This window comes from Flavobacterium plantiphilum, from assembly GCF_046000495.1.
GTDB classification, from domain to species: domain Bacteria; phylum Bacteroidota; class Bacteroidia; order Flavobacteriales; family Flavobacteriaceae; genus Flavobacterium; species Flavobacterium plantiphilum.
The window spans coordinates 20,177-37,771 of sequence record NZ_JBELQA010000011.1 but is presented as its reverse complement, the minus strand read 5'-3'; the positions used below and the strand labels follow the sequence as shown (position 1 = coordinate 37,771).

Here is a 17,595-nt window from a genome sequence, read left to right as displayed (position 1 = left end):
GTTTTCTTTATTCTATTGCGTCTTTTCTTTTTTGATCTCTTTTGGCTGCTTTTCTTACTGATTTTGGCTGAGAGGAGCTGTCTTCTATTTTCATTCGTACTTCCTTATAATTGGTGTCATAACGCCATGAAAAACCTATTCCTCCATAGAAAACTGTAGGCGTGTCTTTTAAATTATGGCTTATGGATGCGTCTATCTGCATATTTTTATTAATTAAAAAAGCAGCTCCGCCACGCAGGATGGCATCACTGTAAAAATCGCTCTTAAATCCCTGGTTTTCTATGAATCCGGACCATTTTCTGCTAATGCCTTTGGTTAAAGTGATGATATAACCATAACTTGGGTAATCTGTGCCAATATAATCAGCAATAATATTGGTTACAAAAACCCATGAACCATCACCCAAATGATTTTGGGTAACCAGCATCACCTTAGGAGAAATCATCGCATCGGGAGTAAAAGCATACGGATTATTTTTAGTAGTAAAATTGGCACCGGCAAAAACAGAAACAGCAGGAATTAATTGGTGCCAGTTAAAAGAATGATTGGCTTTCCAGCTGTAGATATTTACCTTTTTTTCATAATTCTTATAAGGATCATAAATGAGGTATTTGGCTCCCAGAATACTTTGTTTTAAAGCTGATTTATTATATTGGTTAAAAGCGGTTACAAAATCTTCGTTTTGGTATTGAAGATTAGCAACCAGTTCTAATCTTTCCATTAAAAAACCATACCGTAAATCAAGATCTATCCCATACCCATTAGCATCATAACCTAATAATCGGTGGTTTTCATTAATGCCGTAAATACCGGTTTCTATCTGAATTACCGATTTTCCCACTGCGTACGCAGACATAGATTCTCCAGGTCTGTTAGAGTTAATTTCGTCGGTGTGCTGAGCATAATTATAATTGACTAATAAGCTTAGGGCTAAGACTAATAAAACTTTAAATGAAGGCATGTTGTTTGGATTTTAAAAGTGATAGGCTTTCCAAATGTACTATATTTTATTATTTATTTAAGAATGATATTCCAATTTTGAGCGTAGTATTTGTTAAATTTGCTAAAAAATATTTTTATTATGCAATTGGCTTCTTTTTCAGGATTTATAAGAACATTATTTTATATCATAGCTTTCTATTATATTTTTAGGTTTCTGGCAAAATTATTTCTACCATTGATAGTTAAAAAAGTAGTGGAGAAGGCAGGAGAAAATATGTACCAGCAACAACAGCGTGAACAGCAGAATTCCTGGCAAAAAAAACAGAATGACGAGACTGTTATTTATAATACGGATAATGTAAAGAAACCCAGGGAAACCAAAAAAGTAGGAGATTATGTGGATTACGAAGAAATAGATTAAATTTGCCTCAATAGTAATCCATATTTAAATAAAATTCCCGAAAAATTGAAAATAATAAATAAGTTATATCCGCACGCTATTGCCATTTTAGGTTTTATTTTAGTTTCTCTCATTTATTTTTATCCCGTACTTCAGGGTAAACAGATTTTCCAATCCGATATCGCCCAGTATACCGGAATGGCGAAAGAACAAAATGATTTCAGGGCTGTAGAGCATTTGGAGCCCTATTGGACGAATTCGGCCTTTGGTGGAATGCCTACGTATCAGTTAGGAGCAAAATATCCATATGATTTTATAAGTGTATTGGATCATGCTTTACGTTTTTTACCGCGTCCCGCTGATTATTTATTTCTGTACTTCTTGGGTTTTTATGGTTTGCTTTTGGTATTAAGGATTGATCCTTTGAAAGCCTTTTTTGGGGCTGTAGCCTTTGGTTTTTCAACCTATCTTATTATTATTTTAGGTGTAGGACATAATGCTAAGGCACATGCTATTGCTTATATGCCATTAGTTATTGCCGGTTTTATACTGGTTTATAAGAAAAAATACATTTGGGGTGGTTTGTTAACGATGGTGGCAACAGCATTAGAAATCAACGCTAATCACTTTCAGATGACTTATTATCTGTTGATTTTCCTGCTGATACTTTCCGTTTATTATACGTATGTAAGAATAAAAACTAAAGAATTCAAAGCCTTATTGACTTCGTTTGGTATCCTGGCTGTTGCAGGTTTTTTTGCTCTGGGCGCCAATGCGACTAATTTAATGGCTACAGCAGAGTATGCGGATTTTAGTACCCGTGGGAAAAGTGAATTGACTTTTAATCCCGATGGCTCCAAAAGTACAGATACGAGTGCCATGACCCGCGATTATATTACTGAATACAGTTATGGGATAGCAGAGAGTTTCAATTTGATTGCACCACGACTTTTTGGTGGTTCTAATCATGAGGCTCTGGGCACCGACAGCAGTATGTATAATTTTATGATAAGTCAGGGGGTTCCTGCCGGACAGGCAGCTGATTTTGTCAGCGGAATGCCAACCTATTGGGGCGATCAGCCTATTGTTGCTGCTCCGGCATACATTGGTGTCGTAGTTTTCTTTTTAGGAATTTTGGCTTTAATCATAGATGAAAGAAGAATAAAATATGTTTTCCTTTCCGGGGCTGTTGTAGCATTATTACTTTCGTGGGGTAAAAATTTTCCAACCTTAACAGATTTTTTTATTGATTATGTGCCACTTTACAATAAGTTTAGAGCCGTTTCTTCTATTCAGGTTATTTTAGAATTATGTTTTCCTGTTTTAGCGATAATGGGATTACAGTCTTTTTTTAAAGCAGATAAAAATAGGCAATGGGAAGGTTTGTGGCAATCAGCAGCAATTGCTTTAGGGACTGTTATTATTCTGTTCCTGTGCAAGGGCATGTTTAGTTTTACAGGAGCAAGTGACAGTTATTTTTCTGAAAGTTACGGACCAAGTTTTGTAGATGCGCTTGTAAGCGACAGAAAAACGCTTTACAGTGCAGATTTGTTACGTTCTGGTTTCTTTATTGTTTTAACTTCAGGAATCTTATGGTTGTTTTTCAAAAACAGAATTGCACAGACAACGGCGCTGATTCTCGTTGGATTATTTATGGTTTCTGATTTATTCTTTGTTGCTAAAAAATATGTTTCGGCAAAAGATTTTGTCAGTGGCAGAGAAGTTGCGGTTCCTTTTGAGGAAACTCCTTCTGATGCTCAAATCCTCAAAGACACTACTCATTACCGTGTTTTTGAAGTAAATGGTAATTTTTCAAGTGCCAGAACTTCTTATTTTCATAAATCGATTGGTGGTTATCATGCTGCAAAACCAAGACGAATGCAACAATTATTTGACTACCAGATTGCAAAAAATAATTTGGAAATACTCAATATGCTTAACGTAAAGTATGTTATCCAGACCGATAAGGAAGGAAAAGAATTTCCTGTTGTTAATCCGGATGCTAATGGCAATGCCTGGTTTGTGAACGAAGTAAAATTAGTGAATAAAGCCAATGACGAAATGAAAGCACTGGATCATTTAAACACTAAAAAAGTAGCTGTTTTTAATTTGAATTTATACGGAAGTAAATTTAAAAATGCACGTTTAAAACGCAATATGGATACTACAGGGACTATTCAGTTACGTACCTATAAACCGAATTATATCAGATATATTTCAGATAGTAGAAATGAAGGTTTAGCCGTTTTCTCGGAAATTTATTATCCAAATGGCTGGAATGCTTACGTAGACGGAGTGAAAACAGAACATTTTCCGGTAGATTATGTTTTAAGAGCCATGATGTTGCCTAAAGGGGTTCATACTGTAGAATTCAAGTTTGAACCGGAAGTAATTAAAACCGGAAGTATTATTACACTTATTAGTGGTGCAGGAATGTTATTTTTACTAATTGGAGGGGTTTATTATCAAAGGAAAAATAATCTGGGGTAAGTGGTTGTTTCGGTTTTTATTTACGTTTAAACTTAATTATTAAGGCTTTGGATTCAAAAAAACTTTTGATTATTACCTATTATTGGCCGCCTGCCGGAGGTCCCGGAGTGCAACGCTGGTTGAAATTTGTAAAATATTTACCTGATTTTGGTGTTCAGCCAATTGTATATATTCCCGAAAATCCTACATATCCAATTGTGGATGAAAATTTACTTCAGGAAGTTTCTAATCAAGCAATTATTCTGAAGCAAAAAATTTTTGAACCTTACCAACTGGCTTCGTTTTTGTCTAAAAATAAAACAAGAAAAATGAATTCGGGGATTATTCCTAACCAAAAGAAACAATCTTTTTTAGATAAAGTTCTCTTGTGGATACGCGGTAATTTATTTATTCCTGATGCTCGTTTTTTTTGGGTAAAACCATCTGTTTCTTATTTAGAAAAATATATTGTTGAAAATAATATTGAAACTATTGTTACGTCAGGTCCACCCCATAGTTTACATCTTATCGGATTAGAATTAAGGCAAAAGCTAAATGTAAAATGGGTTGCTGATTTCAGGGACCCCTGGACTACAATTGGTTACCATAAATCGCTGCGGTTGTCTGATTTTGCAGCTCAGAAACATAAAGATTTAGAATCTAAAGTTTTAAATACTGCTGATTCCATTATTGTCACCAGCAAAACTACAAAAGCAGAATTTGAATCACTGACCACAAAGCCTGTTGCAGTAATTACAAATGGGTTTGATGTTGAAAAAGCAGAAAAACAGCCATTGGATTCCAAATTCAGTCTGGCACATATTGGTTCTTTTCTTTCAGCCAGAAATCCTAAATTACTATGGGAATCTTTAACGGAATTGTTAGATGAGATTCCGGATTTTAAATCACATTTAGAAATTAAATTAATTGGTGCTGTGAGTCAGGAAGTTCTGGATACCATAGCTGCTTCCGGTCTGGATTTATATCTGAATAACCTGGGATATGTTTCGCATGACGAAGCTGTGTCACATCAAAGAAAATCACAGGTTTTATTACTTATCGAAATTGATTCAGAAGAGACCAGAAGCATAATCCCCGGTAAATTATTCGAATATATGGTTTCTAACAGACCTATTCTTGCTATTGGACCTCAGGGCTCTGACTTTGCCGAAATAGTAACTGATACCAATACAGGAGTATTTTTTGATTATTCTGAAAAAGTAAAACTTAAAAAGTTAATTTTGGACTTTTATAATCAATACCTGGAAGGGAAGTTAGAATCTCATGGTGTAGGTTTACAAAAATATTCAAGAAAAAATTTGACCGGACAGTTAGTACAACTTCTAAATCTCTAGTTTCTATAAATGGGAATCGTTTTAAATCAGTCTTTAAAGAATACTATAATTACGTATATCGGTTTTGGTATCGGCGCAGTGAATACCATTTATTTATATCCTTTTTTTTTGGGTGCAACCTATTATGGTTTAGTTAATTATGTGCTTTCTGCTGCAGCTATTATTATGCCTTTGTTGGCCTTTGGAATGCAGAATACATTAGTTAAGTTTTTTTCTCAATGTAAAAATGAAAATGAAGAAAATCGATTTTTGTCATTTGCAGTTGTATTACCGCTATTATTGTCAATTCCTTTATTGTTAATTTGTTGGTACTTTTATAATGATATAGCTGTTTATTTATCCAGAGAAAATAAGATTGTAAAAAGTTATTTATGGATAATTCCATTCATTGGTTTATGCATGGCTTATTTTGAAATTTTCTATTCCTGGGCGAGGGTACAAATGCACTCGGTATTTGGTAACTTTATTAAAGAAGTAGGCTTAAGATTGTTTTCTTTAATATCCTTATTAGGAATTTATTATAATTGGATTAATGTTGAACAATTTGTTTATCTCACAGCTGCTATTTATTTTGTAGCTTTCTTAGTTACTATGTTGTATGCTTTTTATCTTAAAAAACCGAGTTTACAATTGACAATTCCTCATAATTCTAAAGATATTTTAGTGTATACTTTCTTTATTATTTTATCAGGAGGTGTTGCTAATTTATTATTAGATATTGATAAAATAATGCTCAATCAGTATATCAAAATTGAAAATATTGCTTATTATTCGGTGGCTACTTACATTGCATTGGTTATTTCGGTACCCAGCAGAGCTATGCACCAAATTGTATATCCGATTACCGCTAAGTTAATGCATGAAGAAAAACACGATGAACTGAATGATCTCTATAAAAAAACTTCTATCAATCTGCAAATTGTAGGCGGATATGTAATGCTTTGTATTTTTGTAAACATTAATCAGTTATATGAAATGATTCCACCGGAATATGGAGGAGGAATATATGTCGTATTTATGATTGGCTTATCTAAGTATTTTGATTTGATATTAGGAAACAATAATGCTATTATCTTTAATACTAAATATTACAGAGCTGTTTTATTTTTAGGTGTTGTCTTAGTTTTTCTTACAGTGGCTTTAAATATGATTTTTATTCCGTTGTACGGAATTTTGGGATCGGCTTTTGCTACTCTCTTGTCTATAACTTTATACAGTCTGGCTAAGTTAGGTTTTGTTGTCAAAAGACTGCATTTATATCCTTTTACGAATCAGACACTCTATTCTTTAGGCTTGACCTTTATTTTGTTTATGTTGTTTTACTTTTGGGATTTTCCATTTAATTCTATCATTGCAATTTGTTTAAAATCAATACTCGTTAGTCTGGCTTATGTGTATTTAAATTACCGATTTGTGATTTCCCACCAAATCAATGAAGTTATTGATGGTTTGTTGAAAAAGTTCAAAATAATAAAGTGATTTTTTACAAAAAAAGTTTTAATAATGTGTTAATCACTAAAAGTGGGTATATGAAATCCTGATTTATGGTATTAATTTTGTGAAAGAATATACTTTATTAAAGTATAACAAGATTAAAACACCCCAATTATGATAAATATTCTTGATAAGCCCGAAAATTTAAAGTTAAATGAGGTTTTGGATAAAAAAATTAAGAAAGGTTTTGTTGTACAGGAAGTCAATAATAAGTTACCTTTTGTAGTACTATCCAAAAAGCCGACAAAAATTAATCATCATTTAAATTTTTTAATTTCTTGTGTCACTTTTGGTTTGTGGTCTATTCCCTGGATATATAAAAGCATAGAAGCTAAAAAAGAAAAAAAAATTATAATTGCTATTGATGAAGATGGAAATACTTTCGAAGATAGATGTTATAGTTAAAGAGTTTTAAACTTTAAACAAAAAACTCCGTCTCTAATAAGGCGGAGTTTTTTTGCTTTATAATTTTTCTTTAAGATATTGAGCTGTAATTGATTTTTTGTTTTTTACAACTTCTTCTGGAGTTCCTACAGCTAATAATTGTCCGCCATTTTCTCCTCCTTCAGGTCCTAAATCGATAATCCAGTCGGCACATTTAATTAAATCGAGATTATGTTCAATTACTAATAAAGAATGCCCTTTTTCTATTAAAGCATCAAAAGAAGCCAATAGTTTCTTGATATCATGAAAATGTAAACCGGTTGTAGGTTCGTCAAAAACAAATAAAGCTTTGTCTTTAGTAGCTCCTTTTACCAGAAAAGAAGCGAGTTTGATACGTTGCGCTTCTCCACCGGAAAGCGTAGAAGAGGACTGACCTAATTGAACATATCCTAAACCAACATCCTGTAATGGTTTTAACTTTTGAATAATTTTATTTTGCTTATTTTTTTCAAAAAAAGAAACAGCATCATCAATAGTCATTGTCAAAATATCATTGATGTTTTTGCCTTCATATGCTACTTCGAGTATTTCTTTTTTAAAACGTTTTCCGTTACAGGTTTCACAGGGCAATTGTACATCGGCCATGAATACCATTTCTACATTAATAGTTCCTTCGCCACTGCAGGTTTCACATCGGCCGCCATCAACGTTAAAAGAAAAATGCTTGGGTTGATAGCCTCGGATTTTAGACAGTTTTTCTTTAGCAAATACATCTCTGATATCATCATACGCTTTAATATAGGTTACAGGATTTGAACGGGAACTACGACCAATAGGATTTTGATCTACATATTCAATATGTTTTATTTGCGAAAAAGAACCTGTGATTTCGCTAAACTGTCCTGCTTTTTCTCCCGCATTATCCAGTTTTTTCTGCATGGCAGGAAACAGAATCTTCTTGACAAGTGTGCTTTTTCCACTTCCCGAAACTCCGGTAATTACCGTTAAAACATCCAGCGGGAAAGTAACATCAATGTTTTGAAGATTATTCTCTCTGGCTCCTTTTATTTCGATAAAATTTTTAAAAGGACGGCGTTTTTTAGGAACAGCAATTTCTAAATCTCCGTTGAGGTATTTTGCTGTTAAGGAATTGGACTGTAATATTTCTTCAAAATTCCCCTGAGCAACTAATTCCCCTCCAAAAGTTCCTGCTTCGGGACCAATATCAATAATCATATCGGCCGCTTTCATAATATCTTCATCATGTTCTACTACGATTACGGTATTTCCTAAATCACGTAAAGACAACAATACTTTTATTAAACGTTCACTGTCTTTTGGGTGTAATCCAATACTGGGTTCATCCAGAATGTACATAGAGCCCACTAAACTGCTTCCTAATGAAGTTGCTAAGTTGATACGCTGCGATTCTCCTCCCGAAAGTGTGGATGAATTTCTGTTCAGCGTTAAATAATCCAAGCCAACTTCTGTTAAAAATGACAACCGGTTATTGATTTCGACTAAAAGTCTTTTGGCAATTTGTTTTTCATATTCATCTAAACTGATGTTTTTAAAGAAGTCAACTAAATGTCTAATTGGCAAATCAACTAAATCAGAAACCGTTTTTCCGTTGATTTTTACATAAGAAGCTTCTACACGCAAACGCTTTCCTTTACAGCTTTGACATTTGGTTTTTCCACGGTAACGTGACAGCATCACGCGGTTTTGGATTTTATAATTTTTAGCTTCCAGTTCCCTGAAAAAATCATTTAAACCTTCAAAATAAGAATTTCCGGTCCAGATTAATTCTTTTTGTTCTTCGGTTAACTGAAAATAAGGTTTATGTATAGGGAAATCAAATTTGTAAGCGCTATTGACTAATTGATCGCGATACCAGCTCATGCTTTCACCACGCCACGGAAATATGGCATTTTCATATACCGATAAACTGGTGTTTGGTACCACTAATTCGGCATCAATCCCAATGATATTTCCGTAACCTTCGCATACCGGACAGGCTCCATATGGATTGTTGAAACTAAATAAATGTACATTTGGTTCGAGGAAAGTGATGCCGTCTAACTTAAAATTATTGGAATAATCCAATCGCTTTTCTGTATTTAATTCCTGTAAATAGCAAATTCCCTTTCCCTCATAAAAGGCAGTTTGTACCGCATCGGCAAGACGGTTATAAAATTCTTCTTCGTCTTTAACTACAATCCGGTCCACAATTAAAAGAATATCTTTATTGTCTAATGAATGTTGGTTTACTTCGTCCAGACGCACGGTTTCATTATCCACTAATATTCGAGAAAAACCCTGTTGGAGTAAAACTTTTAATTTGTCTTCCAGTTGTCTTCCTTCTTCCAGATGAATAGGGGCAAGCAAAAGCCATTTGCTGTTAAGTTCTAATTGTTTAACATCATTGATAACATCCGAAACCGTATTTTTCTTCACTTTACGACCCGAAACCGGTGAGTAAGTCCGTCCAATTCTGGCAAACAAAAGTTTCATGTAGTCGTAAATTTCCGTTGATGTTCCTACGGTAGAACGGGCATTACTGGTATTTACTTTTTGTTCAATGGCAATAGCCGGAGCAATTCCTTTGATGTATTCTACTTTTGGTTTGTCTAATCTGCCAAGGAATTGTCGCGCATAAGAAGACAGGCTTTCTACATAACGGCGTTGTCCTTCGGCATACAAAGTGTCAAATGCCAGACTGGATTTTCCTGATCCGGAAAGTCCTGTAATTACCACTAGTTTGTTACGCGGAATTACTACATCAAGGTTTTTTAAATTGTGAACCTGAGCACCTTTTATTATTATATTTTTCTTTGGATCTATTTTCGAAAAGTCAACTTGCATAAAAATATTGATTTCTACAAAAGTAATCATTTTCCAGATGAGAAAAGAATCTGCCTAAGCCATAAATAAAGTGTCGTTTTTTACTTTTATCAGTTGTAAAATATCTATTCTTTAAATAAATAAATCGTTTTTATATCATTTTTCTGTTTTTTATTTGCCGAACAAAACAATTATTTGTTAAATTTGGACAGTTAACAATATGAAAAAATAAAAGCGCCTATAGTAAAAAACTACTTTTTAGAAAAAATACCCAAATTTAAACTCATACTAAAAAGTATTATTATGATAGCTGATATTCAAATTCCTGACGCTTTGTTAGTACAGGATTATGTAGCAGGCAATGAAGATGCCTTAGCTACTTTAATTAAAAGACACGAATCCAAAATTTACGGTTTTATATATTCAAAGGTATCTGACAGAGATGTTGCTAATGATATTTTTCAGGACACTTTTATAAAAGTAATTAAAACACTGAAATCGAACTCTTATAATGAAGAAGGAAAATTCCTTCCGTGGGTGATGCGTATTTCACATAATCTGGTCATTGATTTTTTTAGAAAAAATAAAAAAATGCCTTTGTACAGAGAGACAGAAGAGTTTTCCGTTTTTTCTATTATGACTGATGATTCTCTTACAATAGAAAATCAGTTAATTGCGGATCAGGTAGAACTGGATATTCAGAAATTAATCGAAGAACTCCCCGAAGATCAAAAAGAAGTTTTAATCATGCGTATGTATAAAGACATGAGTTTTAAAGAAATTTCAGAAATTACAGGAGTTAGCATCAATACTTCTTTAGGCAGAATGCGTTATGCGTTGATGAATTTGAGAAAAGTAATTGATAAACACCAGATTATTTTAACCAATTAAACAATATTTAAATACATGTCACGTTCTATTCTAACACCTTTAATTAAAATAGTACATGGCAAAAATTTACTCTAAAAAAAATCAGCTTATTTCAAACATGAAACCTAAAAAAGAAGTTATTTCTTTTCTTTTGAATTATTCAAAAGCGCTTCACATGATTAAAGTGGCGGACAACAGTTTTGAAATTATTGCAAATTAATGAAGCTGGTAACAGCTGTTTTGGTAAATCTCACTAATATTTTTTAAATTAGTGAGATTTACTTTTTATACCCCTCTAAGGCAGTTTTACGACCAATGGTTCTGGTAATAATATCTTTTTCCAGATTCAAACCACGGGCTGGCGAATATTCCCTTCCGTACCAGATAATCTGTAAATGCAATTCGTTCCATAGTTCCTCAGGAAATAAGCGTTTGGCATCTTTTTCAGTTTGCACCACATTTTTTCCATTGGTCAGATTCCAGCGGTACATTAACCGATGAATATGTGTATCTACAGGAAAAGCAGGAACCCCAAAAGCCTGCGACATCACCACACTGGCTGTTTTGTGTCCCACAGCAGGCAATGATTCCAAGGCTTCAAAGCTTTGCGGAACTTTTCCGTCGTATTTTTCAATCAATATTTGTGACAAACCATGAATCCCTTTTGATTTCATGGGGGATAAACCACAAGGGCGAATAATTTCCTTAATTTCTTCTACCGACATCTTTACCATATCATACGGATTATCCGCTTTCGCAAAAAGCAATGGCGTAATTTGGTTCACACGCACATCCGTACATTGAGCTGATAACAAAACCGCAATCAGCAATGTATATGGATCTTTATGGTCTAGCGGAATAGGAATAACAGGGTAGAGTTCTTTTAACGTATTTATAACAAATGTTACCCGTTCTTGTTTGGTCATTTTTATTAAGTTACTGAGTTATTAAGAGTCTAAGTTTTAAAGACTTTTTTCGAATGTAAAAATACTATTATTTAGTTTTTGAATTGGATTAGAACATCATTTTTTATAAAACTTAGTATCTTAGCAACTTAGTAACTCAGCAACTAGAAAAAATGACAACATTAAAAAAAGGCGATAAAGCACCCGATTTTTTTGGCACAGACCAGGACGGAAAAGCACATCAATTAGAAGATTATAAAGGAAAAAAACTGGTGGTTTTCTTTTATCCAAAAGCCAGTACGCCAGGTTGTACCGCCGAAGCCTGCGATTTAAGAGATAATTTTGAGCGTTTTCAGGCTAGCAATTATGAACTTCTGGGTGTAAGTGCCGATTCGGCAAAAGCACAAGCCAAATTCAAAGATAAATACAAATTCCCTTTTCCGTTATTAGCCGACGAAGAAAAAGAAGTCATTCAGGCATTTGGCGTTTGGGGACCTAAAAAGTTCATGGGACGTGAGTACGACGGTATAAACAGAACCACTTTTATAATCGACGAAAACGGAATTATCGATGAGGTAATTGAAAATGTAAAAACCAAAGAGCACGCCAGTCAGATTTTGAAATAAACAAAAACGCCAAGAGAAATATTTTTTCTTGGCGTTTTTGTTATTGAAATTGTAAAAAGTAGAGTTTTGTACTGCTCCGCAAAGTCTCCGACTTTGAGGTACTGTTTTTCGATTTTCAATCGACATTTTTTAATGGATTATCTGTCAGAGACAGATTAATACATCCTCAAAGTCGGAGACTTTGCGGAGCTGGTTAAGGATAAATACGCCCAATTTTGTCATTCCGAAGAATGAGGACACGAGCGATAGCTAACTGGCGAAGCAATCTCATCAAGTAGCTCTACAAAGTGTTTCTATTTAGTCATTGTTGTGGGCAAGGAAAACATTTCCGCGCAAACTTGTGTTGTTATATCTGAGCGGTCGGGGGCAATTAAATTATTTGATTGATGTTTCTAATATATTTACTTTTTTCAATTAATATTTCTTCTAAATTAATTTCTGGCTTATAATAAGTAATGAATGTTTCACAGAAATAATTGTGATATTTTGCAACCCAAGAATATTTATCAAAAACTTTATAATTGTCAATATGTGATGTTAAACATTCTTCAATAATATTTTTATGTTCTGTAATTTCATTTAAGATATACTCAGTTGGATGCTCATATTCATAAAATATTATGTATAGATAATTGATGAAATGGAATCCATCTATATCAATAAGGTATTCTTTATTTTGTGGCGAATATTTTTTATCAGCATAATAATTGATATGTGTTTTTACAATGTCTACTACTTCGTTTGATAATATTATTCTTGGATAAATTGCTTTTTCGGATTCTAGTTTATAAGACTCGATTAAAGCAGGGCCAAGTACAATGTTTTCGTCCATACATAAATCACTTACACTAATTGCGCCTCTGATAAATATTTTTGATTTAATAAATGTATATTGTATATGAGATAATACTTCAAATATATTTCCTAATTCAGATTCTCCATATTCATCGAACCAAGGGTGACCAAAAACAAAGTTATCGGTGAAAATTTTTAACTCAAAACTTTTCATATCCTCTTTGCCTGACAAATCATGCATATATTCTATATGTTTCAACTCTTCAGTAAGCGTTTTTAGGTATGAATTAAAAAAAGTTAAGTCGTTTTGGATAATTTTTTCACTAAACCCTAAAATATCAATGTAGGCACAAAAACTTTTTCTAAACAGTAAATTTCCATCTTTGTCTTTATAAATTTCTTTCATGCTATTTTGGAATAATTGCTTAAACTTATATAATAAGATATAAGAATTAGATTTAGCAACCTTAAGTTGACTTACTTGGGGATAAATAAATATCAGATTTTTTATATTTTTCCAAAAATAGGATATTTATTTCAAAAATTAGTAAAGAAAGATTTAATAAACCAAAAACGCCACAAAAGAAATTCTCTTGTGGCGTTTTGTATAATTGTTATAGTTTTATTCAACTAATGTTTTTTCAGGATTATAACCAAAAAGGCGTTTATCCTTTATAATTTCAGAAACTCCCGCAGGAAGCATTGGTTCCCAGCCGGGAACTCCATGGCTAATCATTTTAAGTACTTCACGAGAGAATACTTTTAGGTTTTCAGGGTTGTAATCTTCCACATCAATTACTTTTCCGTTGAATTTAAAGAATTTGTACAATTCTTTCATTCGGGGATGTACTTTCAGGTTTTCAGAAGTAGTAATTTCTCCATTTTCATCTAACATAGGGTATAAGAATACTTTCATGTCTCTGAAGAATAATTTACCAAAAGCTTCCAGAATTCCACCACTTAAATGACGGTAATATTTCTCATCAAAAATATCAACCAGGTTGTTGACTCCCATGGCAAGTCCCATTCGGGCTTTGGTATAATTAGCAAAATATTCCACCACTTTATAATATTCCTGAAAGTTCGAAATCATTACCGTTTGTCCCAATGAACAAAGTAATTCGGCACGATCCATAAAGTCTCTTTCGTCAATTTCACCGTCTGAACGCAGGTTAGACAAGGTAATTTCGAAAATAACGAGAGTGTTTTCTTTGTCTACTTTGTTTTCCTCAATAAACATACGCATCGATTTCTCGTACATATCCATGTTTACCTTAGTAACGGGACGGAAACTTCCTCTTAAAGCCAACAGGTTTTTCTTGTATAAAATAGAAGCCGGAAGAATGTTTTTTCCTTTTGGGTTGAACATTACGGCATCGGTCATTCCGTTTTTAACCAGTTGCAAACTGATTAAACGGTTATCAACATCAGCAAAGCGTGGTCCGGAAAAATTAATGGTGTCAATCTCCAGTTGGTCTTTGTCCAGGTGATCGTATAAATAGCGCAACAGTTTTTTAGGATCATTGTATTTATAATAAGCTCCGTAAATTAAGTTTACGCCCAGAATTCCAAGTGTTTCCTGTTGTAATTTGGCATCAGTTTCTTTAAAACGAATGTGAAGTATGATTTCGTTATAATCTTCGTTAGGATCAATCTGATAACTAATTCCAACCCAGCCGTGCCCTTTAAATTGTTTTGCAAAATCTATTGTGGCTACCGTATTGGCATAACTAAAAAACATTTTGTTAGGGTGCTTTTCTCTGTTCAGTCGTTTTTCAATAAGACTTACTTCGTGCGAAAGCATTTTCTTTAGTCGGTTTTCGGTAACATAACGACCGTCTTTTTCAACCCCATAAACAGCATCACTAAAATCTTTATCATAAGCTGACATTGCTTTTGCTATAGTTCCGGATGAACCACCGGCTCTAAAAAAATGTCTTACGGTTTCCTGTCCTGCGCCAATCTCGGCAAATGTTCCATAAATATTTTCATTTAAATTGATACGTAGTGCCTTGTCTTTTATCGAAGGGACTTGTGCAATTACTCTGTCTCCTTTTAGTTTTATTTCGCTACCCATTTTTTTAGTTTAAATTTATGTTTTTGCCTGATGTTACAAAGTTAATTAAATAGCTAGCCTAATAAAAGAGAAATAATCCTATTTTTGTGAAAAAAATAAGATTTGAAGGTATATTTTTTAGGTACAGGGACTTCTCAGGGTATTCCGGTTATAGGAAGTGATCATCCCGTATGTAAAAGTACGGATAGTAAGGACAAAAGACTTCGGGTTTCAGTATTAATCCGATGGGATAATTATTCCTATGTTATTGATTGCGGACCTGATTTCAGGCAGCAAATGCTGGCTTCTGACTGTCAGAAAGTAGACGGAATTATTTTTACGCATGAGCATGCTGATCATACAGCCGGTCTGGATGATATCCGGCCTTTTAATTTTAAACAGGGTGAGATGCCTATTTATGCACATCAAAGAGTGCTGGAAGACATGAAAAGCCGTTTTGGTTATGTTTTTGAAACGGTGAATAAATATCCGGGAGCGCCATCTGTAAAAACAATTGAAATTGTTAATAATGAGCCTTTTGCGATAGGAAACAAATTAGCAATTCCTATTGATGTACTCCATGGTAATCTACAGGTTTTTGGGTATCGCATCGACGATTTTGCTTATCTGACTGATGTTAAAACCATTGCTGATGCAGAAATTGAAAAATTAAGAAATTTGAAAGTGCTGGTAGTTAATGCTTTGCGTGAAGAGCGTCATTTTTCACATTTTAATTTACAGGAAGCATTAGATTTTATTGCGCTGGTAAAACCCGAAAAAGCTTATCTCACCCACATTAGTCATATTTTAGGATTCCATGAAGAAGTACAAAAAAGACTTCCGGAAAATGTTTTCCTGGCTTACGATAATTTAGAAATCACCCTATAATATTTTTACAATGAAGAAATCTTTTCTGCTCTATGCTTTTATTTTATTAGTATTGATTAATGTTTTTACCTATTCTTTTTTAAGTAACGAAGTGAAGTTTGAGCAAAACAGATATGAAAAAACAACAAAAAGATTAAGAGATAGTCTGAATTCTGTTACTGCTCAATTAAATGATGCGAATTATTTTTCTTTGGAACATAATGAAAATGCTCAGAACTATTTTGATTCGGCTCTGGCCAATAAAACAATTGCTTACGAGAAGTTAATTCCGATAGTGACCGAAAAATTAATGGATTTTAATGCGAATTCAAAAGGTAATCCTTATACAGGACAAGACCAAATTGGTGAAAATAAATTTGTAATCAATAAAGTAAAAGTGCTGAACCACCGTTGGATAATTGCTGATTATAGTGATGGTAAAATATGGGGCGAAGTCTTACTGAAATATTTTGTCAACGAAGATGAAACTATTTCTTTTGAAGTCATTCAGTCTTTGCTTTATGCGAAGTAAAAAAAATAGTCATAACTAAAAAATCCCATTCGCCGCGACGAATGGGATTTTTTATATTTCAGTTCCGAAAGCTATCGGATTGGGACAAATTATTTTCTGGCAATAACTCTTTCTACTGCTTCAACAATAGCTTCATTATTCAGTTTGTATTTTTCCATTAATTGAGCTGGAGTTCCGGACTCACCAAAACTATCTTTAACAGCTACAAATTCCTGCGGAGTAGGATTGTTTAAGGCTAATACACCTGCAATACTTTCTCCAAGACCGCCAAGATAATTGTGCTCTTCAGCAGTTACAATACATTTAGTTTTAGCTACAGATTTTAAAATAGCTTCTTCGTCAAGCGGTTTAATTGTGTGAATGTTGATTACTTCAGCAGAAATTCCTTTTTCTTCTAATTTTTCAGCAGCAATTAAAGCTTCCCAAACTAAGTGTCCTGTAGCAACAATAGTCACATCAGTTCCTTCGTTTAACATGATGGCTTTTCCAATTACGAAAGGCTCGTCAGCAGGAGTAAAGTTAGGTACAACCGGACGTCCAAAACGCAAATATGCAGGACCGTGATGGTCAGCAAGAGCAATAGTAGCTGCTTTTGTCTGGTTGTGGTCACAAGTATTGATAACCGTCATTCCCGGTAACATTTTCATCAAACCGATATCTTCAAGGATTTGGTGTGTAGCTCCGTCTTCTCCTAAAGTTAATCCGGCGTGAGAAGCACAGATTTTTACATTTTTATCAGAATAAGCAACAGACTGACGAATTTGGTCGTAAACCCTTCCTGTAGAAAAGTTAGCAAAAGTTCCTGTAAAAGGAATTTTTCCACCAATTGTTAAACCTGCAGCGATTCCAATCATATTTGCCTCAGCAATTCCGATTTGGAAAAAACGCTCCGGATGATTTTTCTTGAAATCATCAAATTTTAATGAGCCAATTAAATCTGCACAAAGTGCTACCACATTTTCGTTTTTCTGACCTAATTCAGTCATTCCCACTCCAAAACCAGAACGGGTATCTTTACTTCCTGTATTTGTATATTTTTTCATTGTTTTCTTTTGA

At 33.7% G+C, this 17,595-nt stretch carries 16 protein-coding genes; 10 read left to right on the top strand and 6 right to left on the bottom strand.

The window, feature by feature from the left end; translation table 11 throughout:
- Window positions 1-7: 7 nt before the first annotated feature.
- Window positions 8-961, bottom strand: a complete 954-nt coding sequence (locus tag ABS764_RS15830) for a transporter (protein ID WP_408082766.1) — start codon at window positions 959-961, stop codon at window positions 8-10.
- Window positions 962-1,081: 120 nt separating this feature from the next.
- On the opposite strand from ABS764_RS15830, the gene ABS764_RS15825 reads away from it, so the two are divergent.
- The 5 genes from ABS764_RS15825 to ABS764_RS15805 all read left to right on the top strand — a co-directional run bounded on the left by ABS764_RS15825 (window position 1,082) and on the right by ABS764_RS15805 (window position 7,065).
- Window positions 1,082-1,363, top strand: a complete 282-nt coding sequence (locus ABS764_RS15825) for a DUF4834 family protein (RefSeq protein WP_408082765.1) — start codon at window positions 1,082-1,084, stop codon at window positions 1,361-1,363.
- 45 nt (window positions 1,364-1,408) lie between these two features.
- Window positions 1,409-3,832 carry a YfhO family protein gene (locus tag ABS764_RS15820; protein ID WP_408082764.1) on the top strand — a complete coding sequence of 808 codons (2,424 nt, stop codon included), beginning with the start codon at window positions 1,409-1,411 and terminating at the stop codon, window positions 3,830-3,832.
- A gap of 47 nt (window positions 3,833-3,879) precedes the next feature.
- The gene (locus tag ABS764_RS15815) at window positions 3,880-5,166 is read left to right on the top strand and encodes a glycosyltransferase family 4 protein (protein WP_408082763.1); all 1,287 of its coding nucleotides are present in this window, start codon (window positions 3,880-3,882) and stop codon (window positions 5,164-5,166) included.
- A 9-nt stretch (window positions 5,167-5,175) separates the two neighbouring features.
- Window positions 5,176-6,645, top strand: a complete 1,470-nt coding sequence (locus ABS764_RS15810) for a lipopolysaccharide biosynthesis protein (RefSeq protein WP_408082762.1) — start codon at window positions 5,176-5,178, stop codon at window positions 6,643-6,645.
- Window positions 6,646-6,774: 129 nt separating this feature from the next.
- Complete coding sequence (locus ABS764_RS15805; RefSeq protein ID WP_408082761.1) at window positions 6,775-7,065, top strand: hypothetical protein; 291 nt, start codon at window positions 6,775-6,777, stop codon at window positions 7,063-7,065.
- A 57-nt stretch (window positions 7,066-7,122) separates the two neighbouring features.
- Here ABS764_RS15805 and uvrA read toward each other — a convergent pair whose 3' ends face one another.
- A complete protein-coding gene (uvrA, locus tag ABS764_RS15800) occupies window positions 7,123-9,909 on the bottom strand; it encodes an excinuclease ABC subunit UvrA (protein ID WP_408082816.1) in 2,787 nt (928 codons plus the stop codon).
- 285 nt (window positions 9,910-10,194) lie between these two features.
- Here uvrA and ABS764_RS15795 point away from each other — a divergent pair, with 285 nt between their 5' ends.
- Window positions 10,195-10,779, top strand: coding sequence for an RNA polymerase sigma factor (locus ABS764_RS15795; RefSeq protein ID WP_408082815.1), 585 nt, complete (start codon window positions 10,195-10,197; stop codon window positions 10,777-10,779).
- A gap of 55 nt (window positions 10,780-10,834) precedes the next feature.
- Window positions 10,835-10,978 (top strand): hypothetical protein, encoded by a 144-nt coding sequence (locus ABS764_RS15790; protein WP_408082760.1) that lies wholly within the window; start codon window positions 10,835-10,837, stop codon window positions 10,976-10,978.
- A 58-nt stretch (window positions 10,979-11,036) separates the two neighbouring features.
- Here ABS764_RS15790 and ABS764_RS15785 read toward each other — a convergent pair whose 3' ends face one another.
- Window positions 11,037-11,684, bottom strand: coding sequence for an endonuclease III domain-containing protein (locus ABS764_RS15785; RefSeq protein WP_408082759.1), 648 nt, complete (start codon window positions 11,682-11,684; stop codon window positions 11,037-11,039).
- 152 nt (window positions 11,685-11,836) lie between these two features.
- Here ABS764_RS15785 and bcp point away from each other — a divergent pair, with 152 nt between their 5' ends.
- On the top strand, window positions 11,837-12,289 hold the full coding sequence (bcp, locus tag ABS764_RS15780) for a thioredoxin-dependent thiol peroxidase (protein ID WP_408082758.1): 453 nt from the start codon (window positions 11,837-11,839) through the stop codon (window positions 12,287-12,289).
- A 370-nt stretch (window positions 12,290-12,659) separates the two neighbouring features.
- Here bcp and ABS764_RS15775 read toward each other — a convergent pair whose 3' ends face one another.
- The gene (locus ABS764_RS15775; RefSeq protein WP_408082757.1) at window positions 12,660-13,490 is read right to left on the bottom strand and encodes a hypothetical protein; all 831 of its coding nucleotides are present in this window, start codon (window positions 13,488-13,490) and stop codon (window positions 12,660-12,662) included.
- Between the two features lie 216 nt (window positions 13,491-13,706).
- Window positions 13,707-15,161: a TonB-dependent receptor gene (locus ABS764_RS15770; RefSeq protein WP_408082756.1), complete on the bottom strand. Its 1,455-nt coding sequence runs from the start codon at window positions 15,159-15,161 to the stop codon at window positions 13,707-13,709.
- A 102-nt stretch (window positions 15,162-15,263) separates the two neighbouring features.
- Here ABS764_RS15770 and ABS764_RS15765 point away from each other — a divergent pair, with 102 nt between their 5' ends.
- Window positions 15,264-16,028 (top strand): MBL fold metallo-hydrolase, encoded by a 765-nt coding sequence (locus ABS764_RS15765; RefSeq protein WP_408082755.1) that lies wholly within the window; start codon window positions 15,264-15,266, stop codon window positions 16,026-16,028.
- Window positions 16,029-16,038: 10 nt separating this feature from the next.
- Window positions 16,039-16,539 carry a hypothetical protein gene (locus ABS764_RS15760; RefSeq protein ID WP_408082754.1) on the top strand — a complete coding sequence of 167 codons (501 nt, stop codon included), beginning with the start codon at window positions 16,039-16,041 and terminating at the stop codon, window positions 16,537-16,539.
- Window positions 16,540-16,628: 89 nt separating this feature from the next.
- Here ABS764_RS15760 and ABS764_RS15755 read toward each other — a convergent pair whose 3' ends face one another.
- Window positions 16,629-17,582 carry a transketolase family protein gene (locus ABS764_RS15755; RefSeq protein WP_408082753.1) on the bottom strand — a complete coding sequence of 318 codons (954 nt, stop codon included), beginning with the start codon at window positions 17,580-17,582 and terminating at the stop codon, window positions 16,629-16,631.
- Between the last annotated feature and the right edge of the window lie 13 nt (window positions 17,583-17,595).

Excerpts from the sequence above, each read along its gene's own strand:
- ABS764_RS15830 (WP_408082766.1), bottom strand. The coding sequence starts at position 961 with ATGCCTTCATTTAAAGTTTTATTAGTCTTAGCCCTAAGCTTATTAGTC.
- ABS764_RS15825 (WP_408082765.1), top strand. The coding sequence starts at position 1,082 with ATGCAATTGGCTTCTTTTTCAGGATTTATAAGAACATTATTTTATATC.
- ABS764_RS15810 (WP_408082762.1), top strand. The coding sequence starts at position 5,176 with ATGGGAATCGTTTTAAATCAGTCTTTAAAGAATACTATAATTACGTAT.
- ABS764_RS15805 (WP_408082761.1), top strand. The coding sequence starts at position 6,775 with ATGATAAATATTCTTGATAAGCCCGAAAATTTAAAGTTAAATGAGGTT.
- uvrA (WP_408082816.1), bottom strand. The coding sequence starts at position 9,909 with ATGCAAGTTGACTTTTCGAAAATAGATCCAAAGAAAAATATAATAATA.
- ABS764_RS15790 (WP_408082760.1), top strand. The coding sequence starts at position 10,835 with ATGGCAAAAATTTACTCTAAAAAAAATCAGCTTATTTCAAACATGAAA.
- ABS764_RS15785 (WP_408082759.1), bottom strand. The coding sequence starts at position 11,684 with ATGACCAAACAAGAACGGGTAACATTTGTTATAAATACGTTAAAAGAA.
- bcp (WP_408082758.1), top strand. The coding sequence starts at position 11,837 with ATGACAACATTAAAAAAAGGCGATAAAGCACCCGATTTTTTTGGCACA.
- ABS764_RS15775 (WP_408082757.1), bottom strand. The coding sequence starts at position 13,490 with ATGAAAGAAATTTATAAAGACAAAGATGGAAATTTACTGTTTAGAAAA.
- ABS764_RS15770 (WP_408082756.1), bottom strand. The coding sequence starts at position 15,161 with ATGGGTAGCGAAATAAAACTAAAAGGAGACAGAGTAATTGCACAAGTC.
- ABS764_RS15760 (WP_408082754.1), top strand. The coding sequence starts at position 16,039 with ATGAAGAAATCTTTTCTGCTCTATGCTTTTATTTTATTAGTATTGATT.
- ABS764_RS15755 (WP_408082753.1), bottom strand. The coding sequence starts at position 17,582 with ATGAAAAAATATACAAATACAGGAAGTAAAGATACCCGTTCTGGTTTT.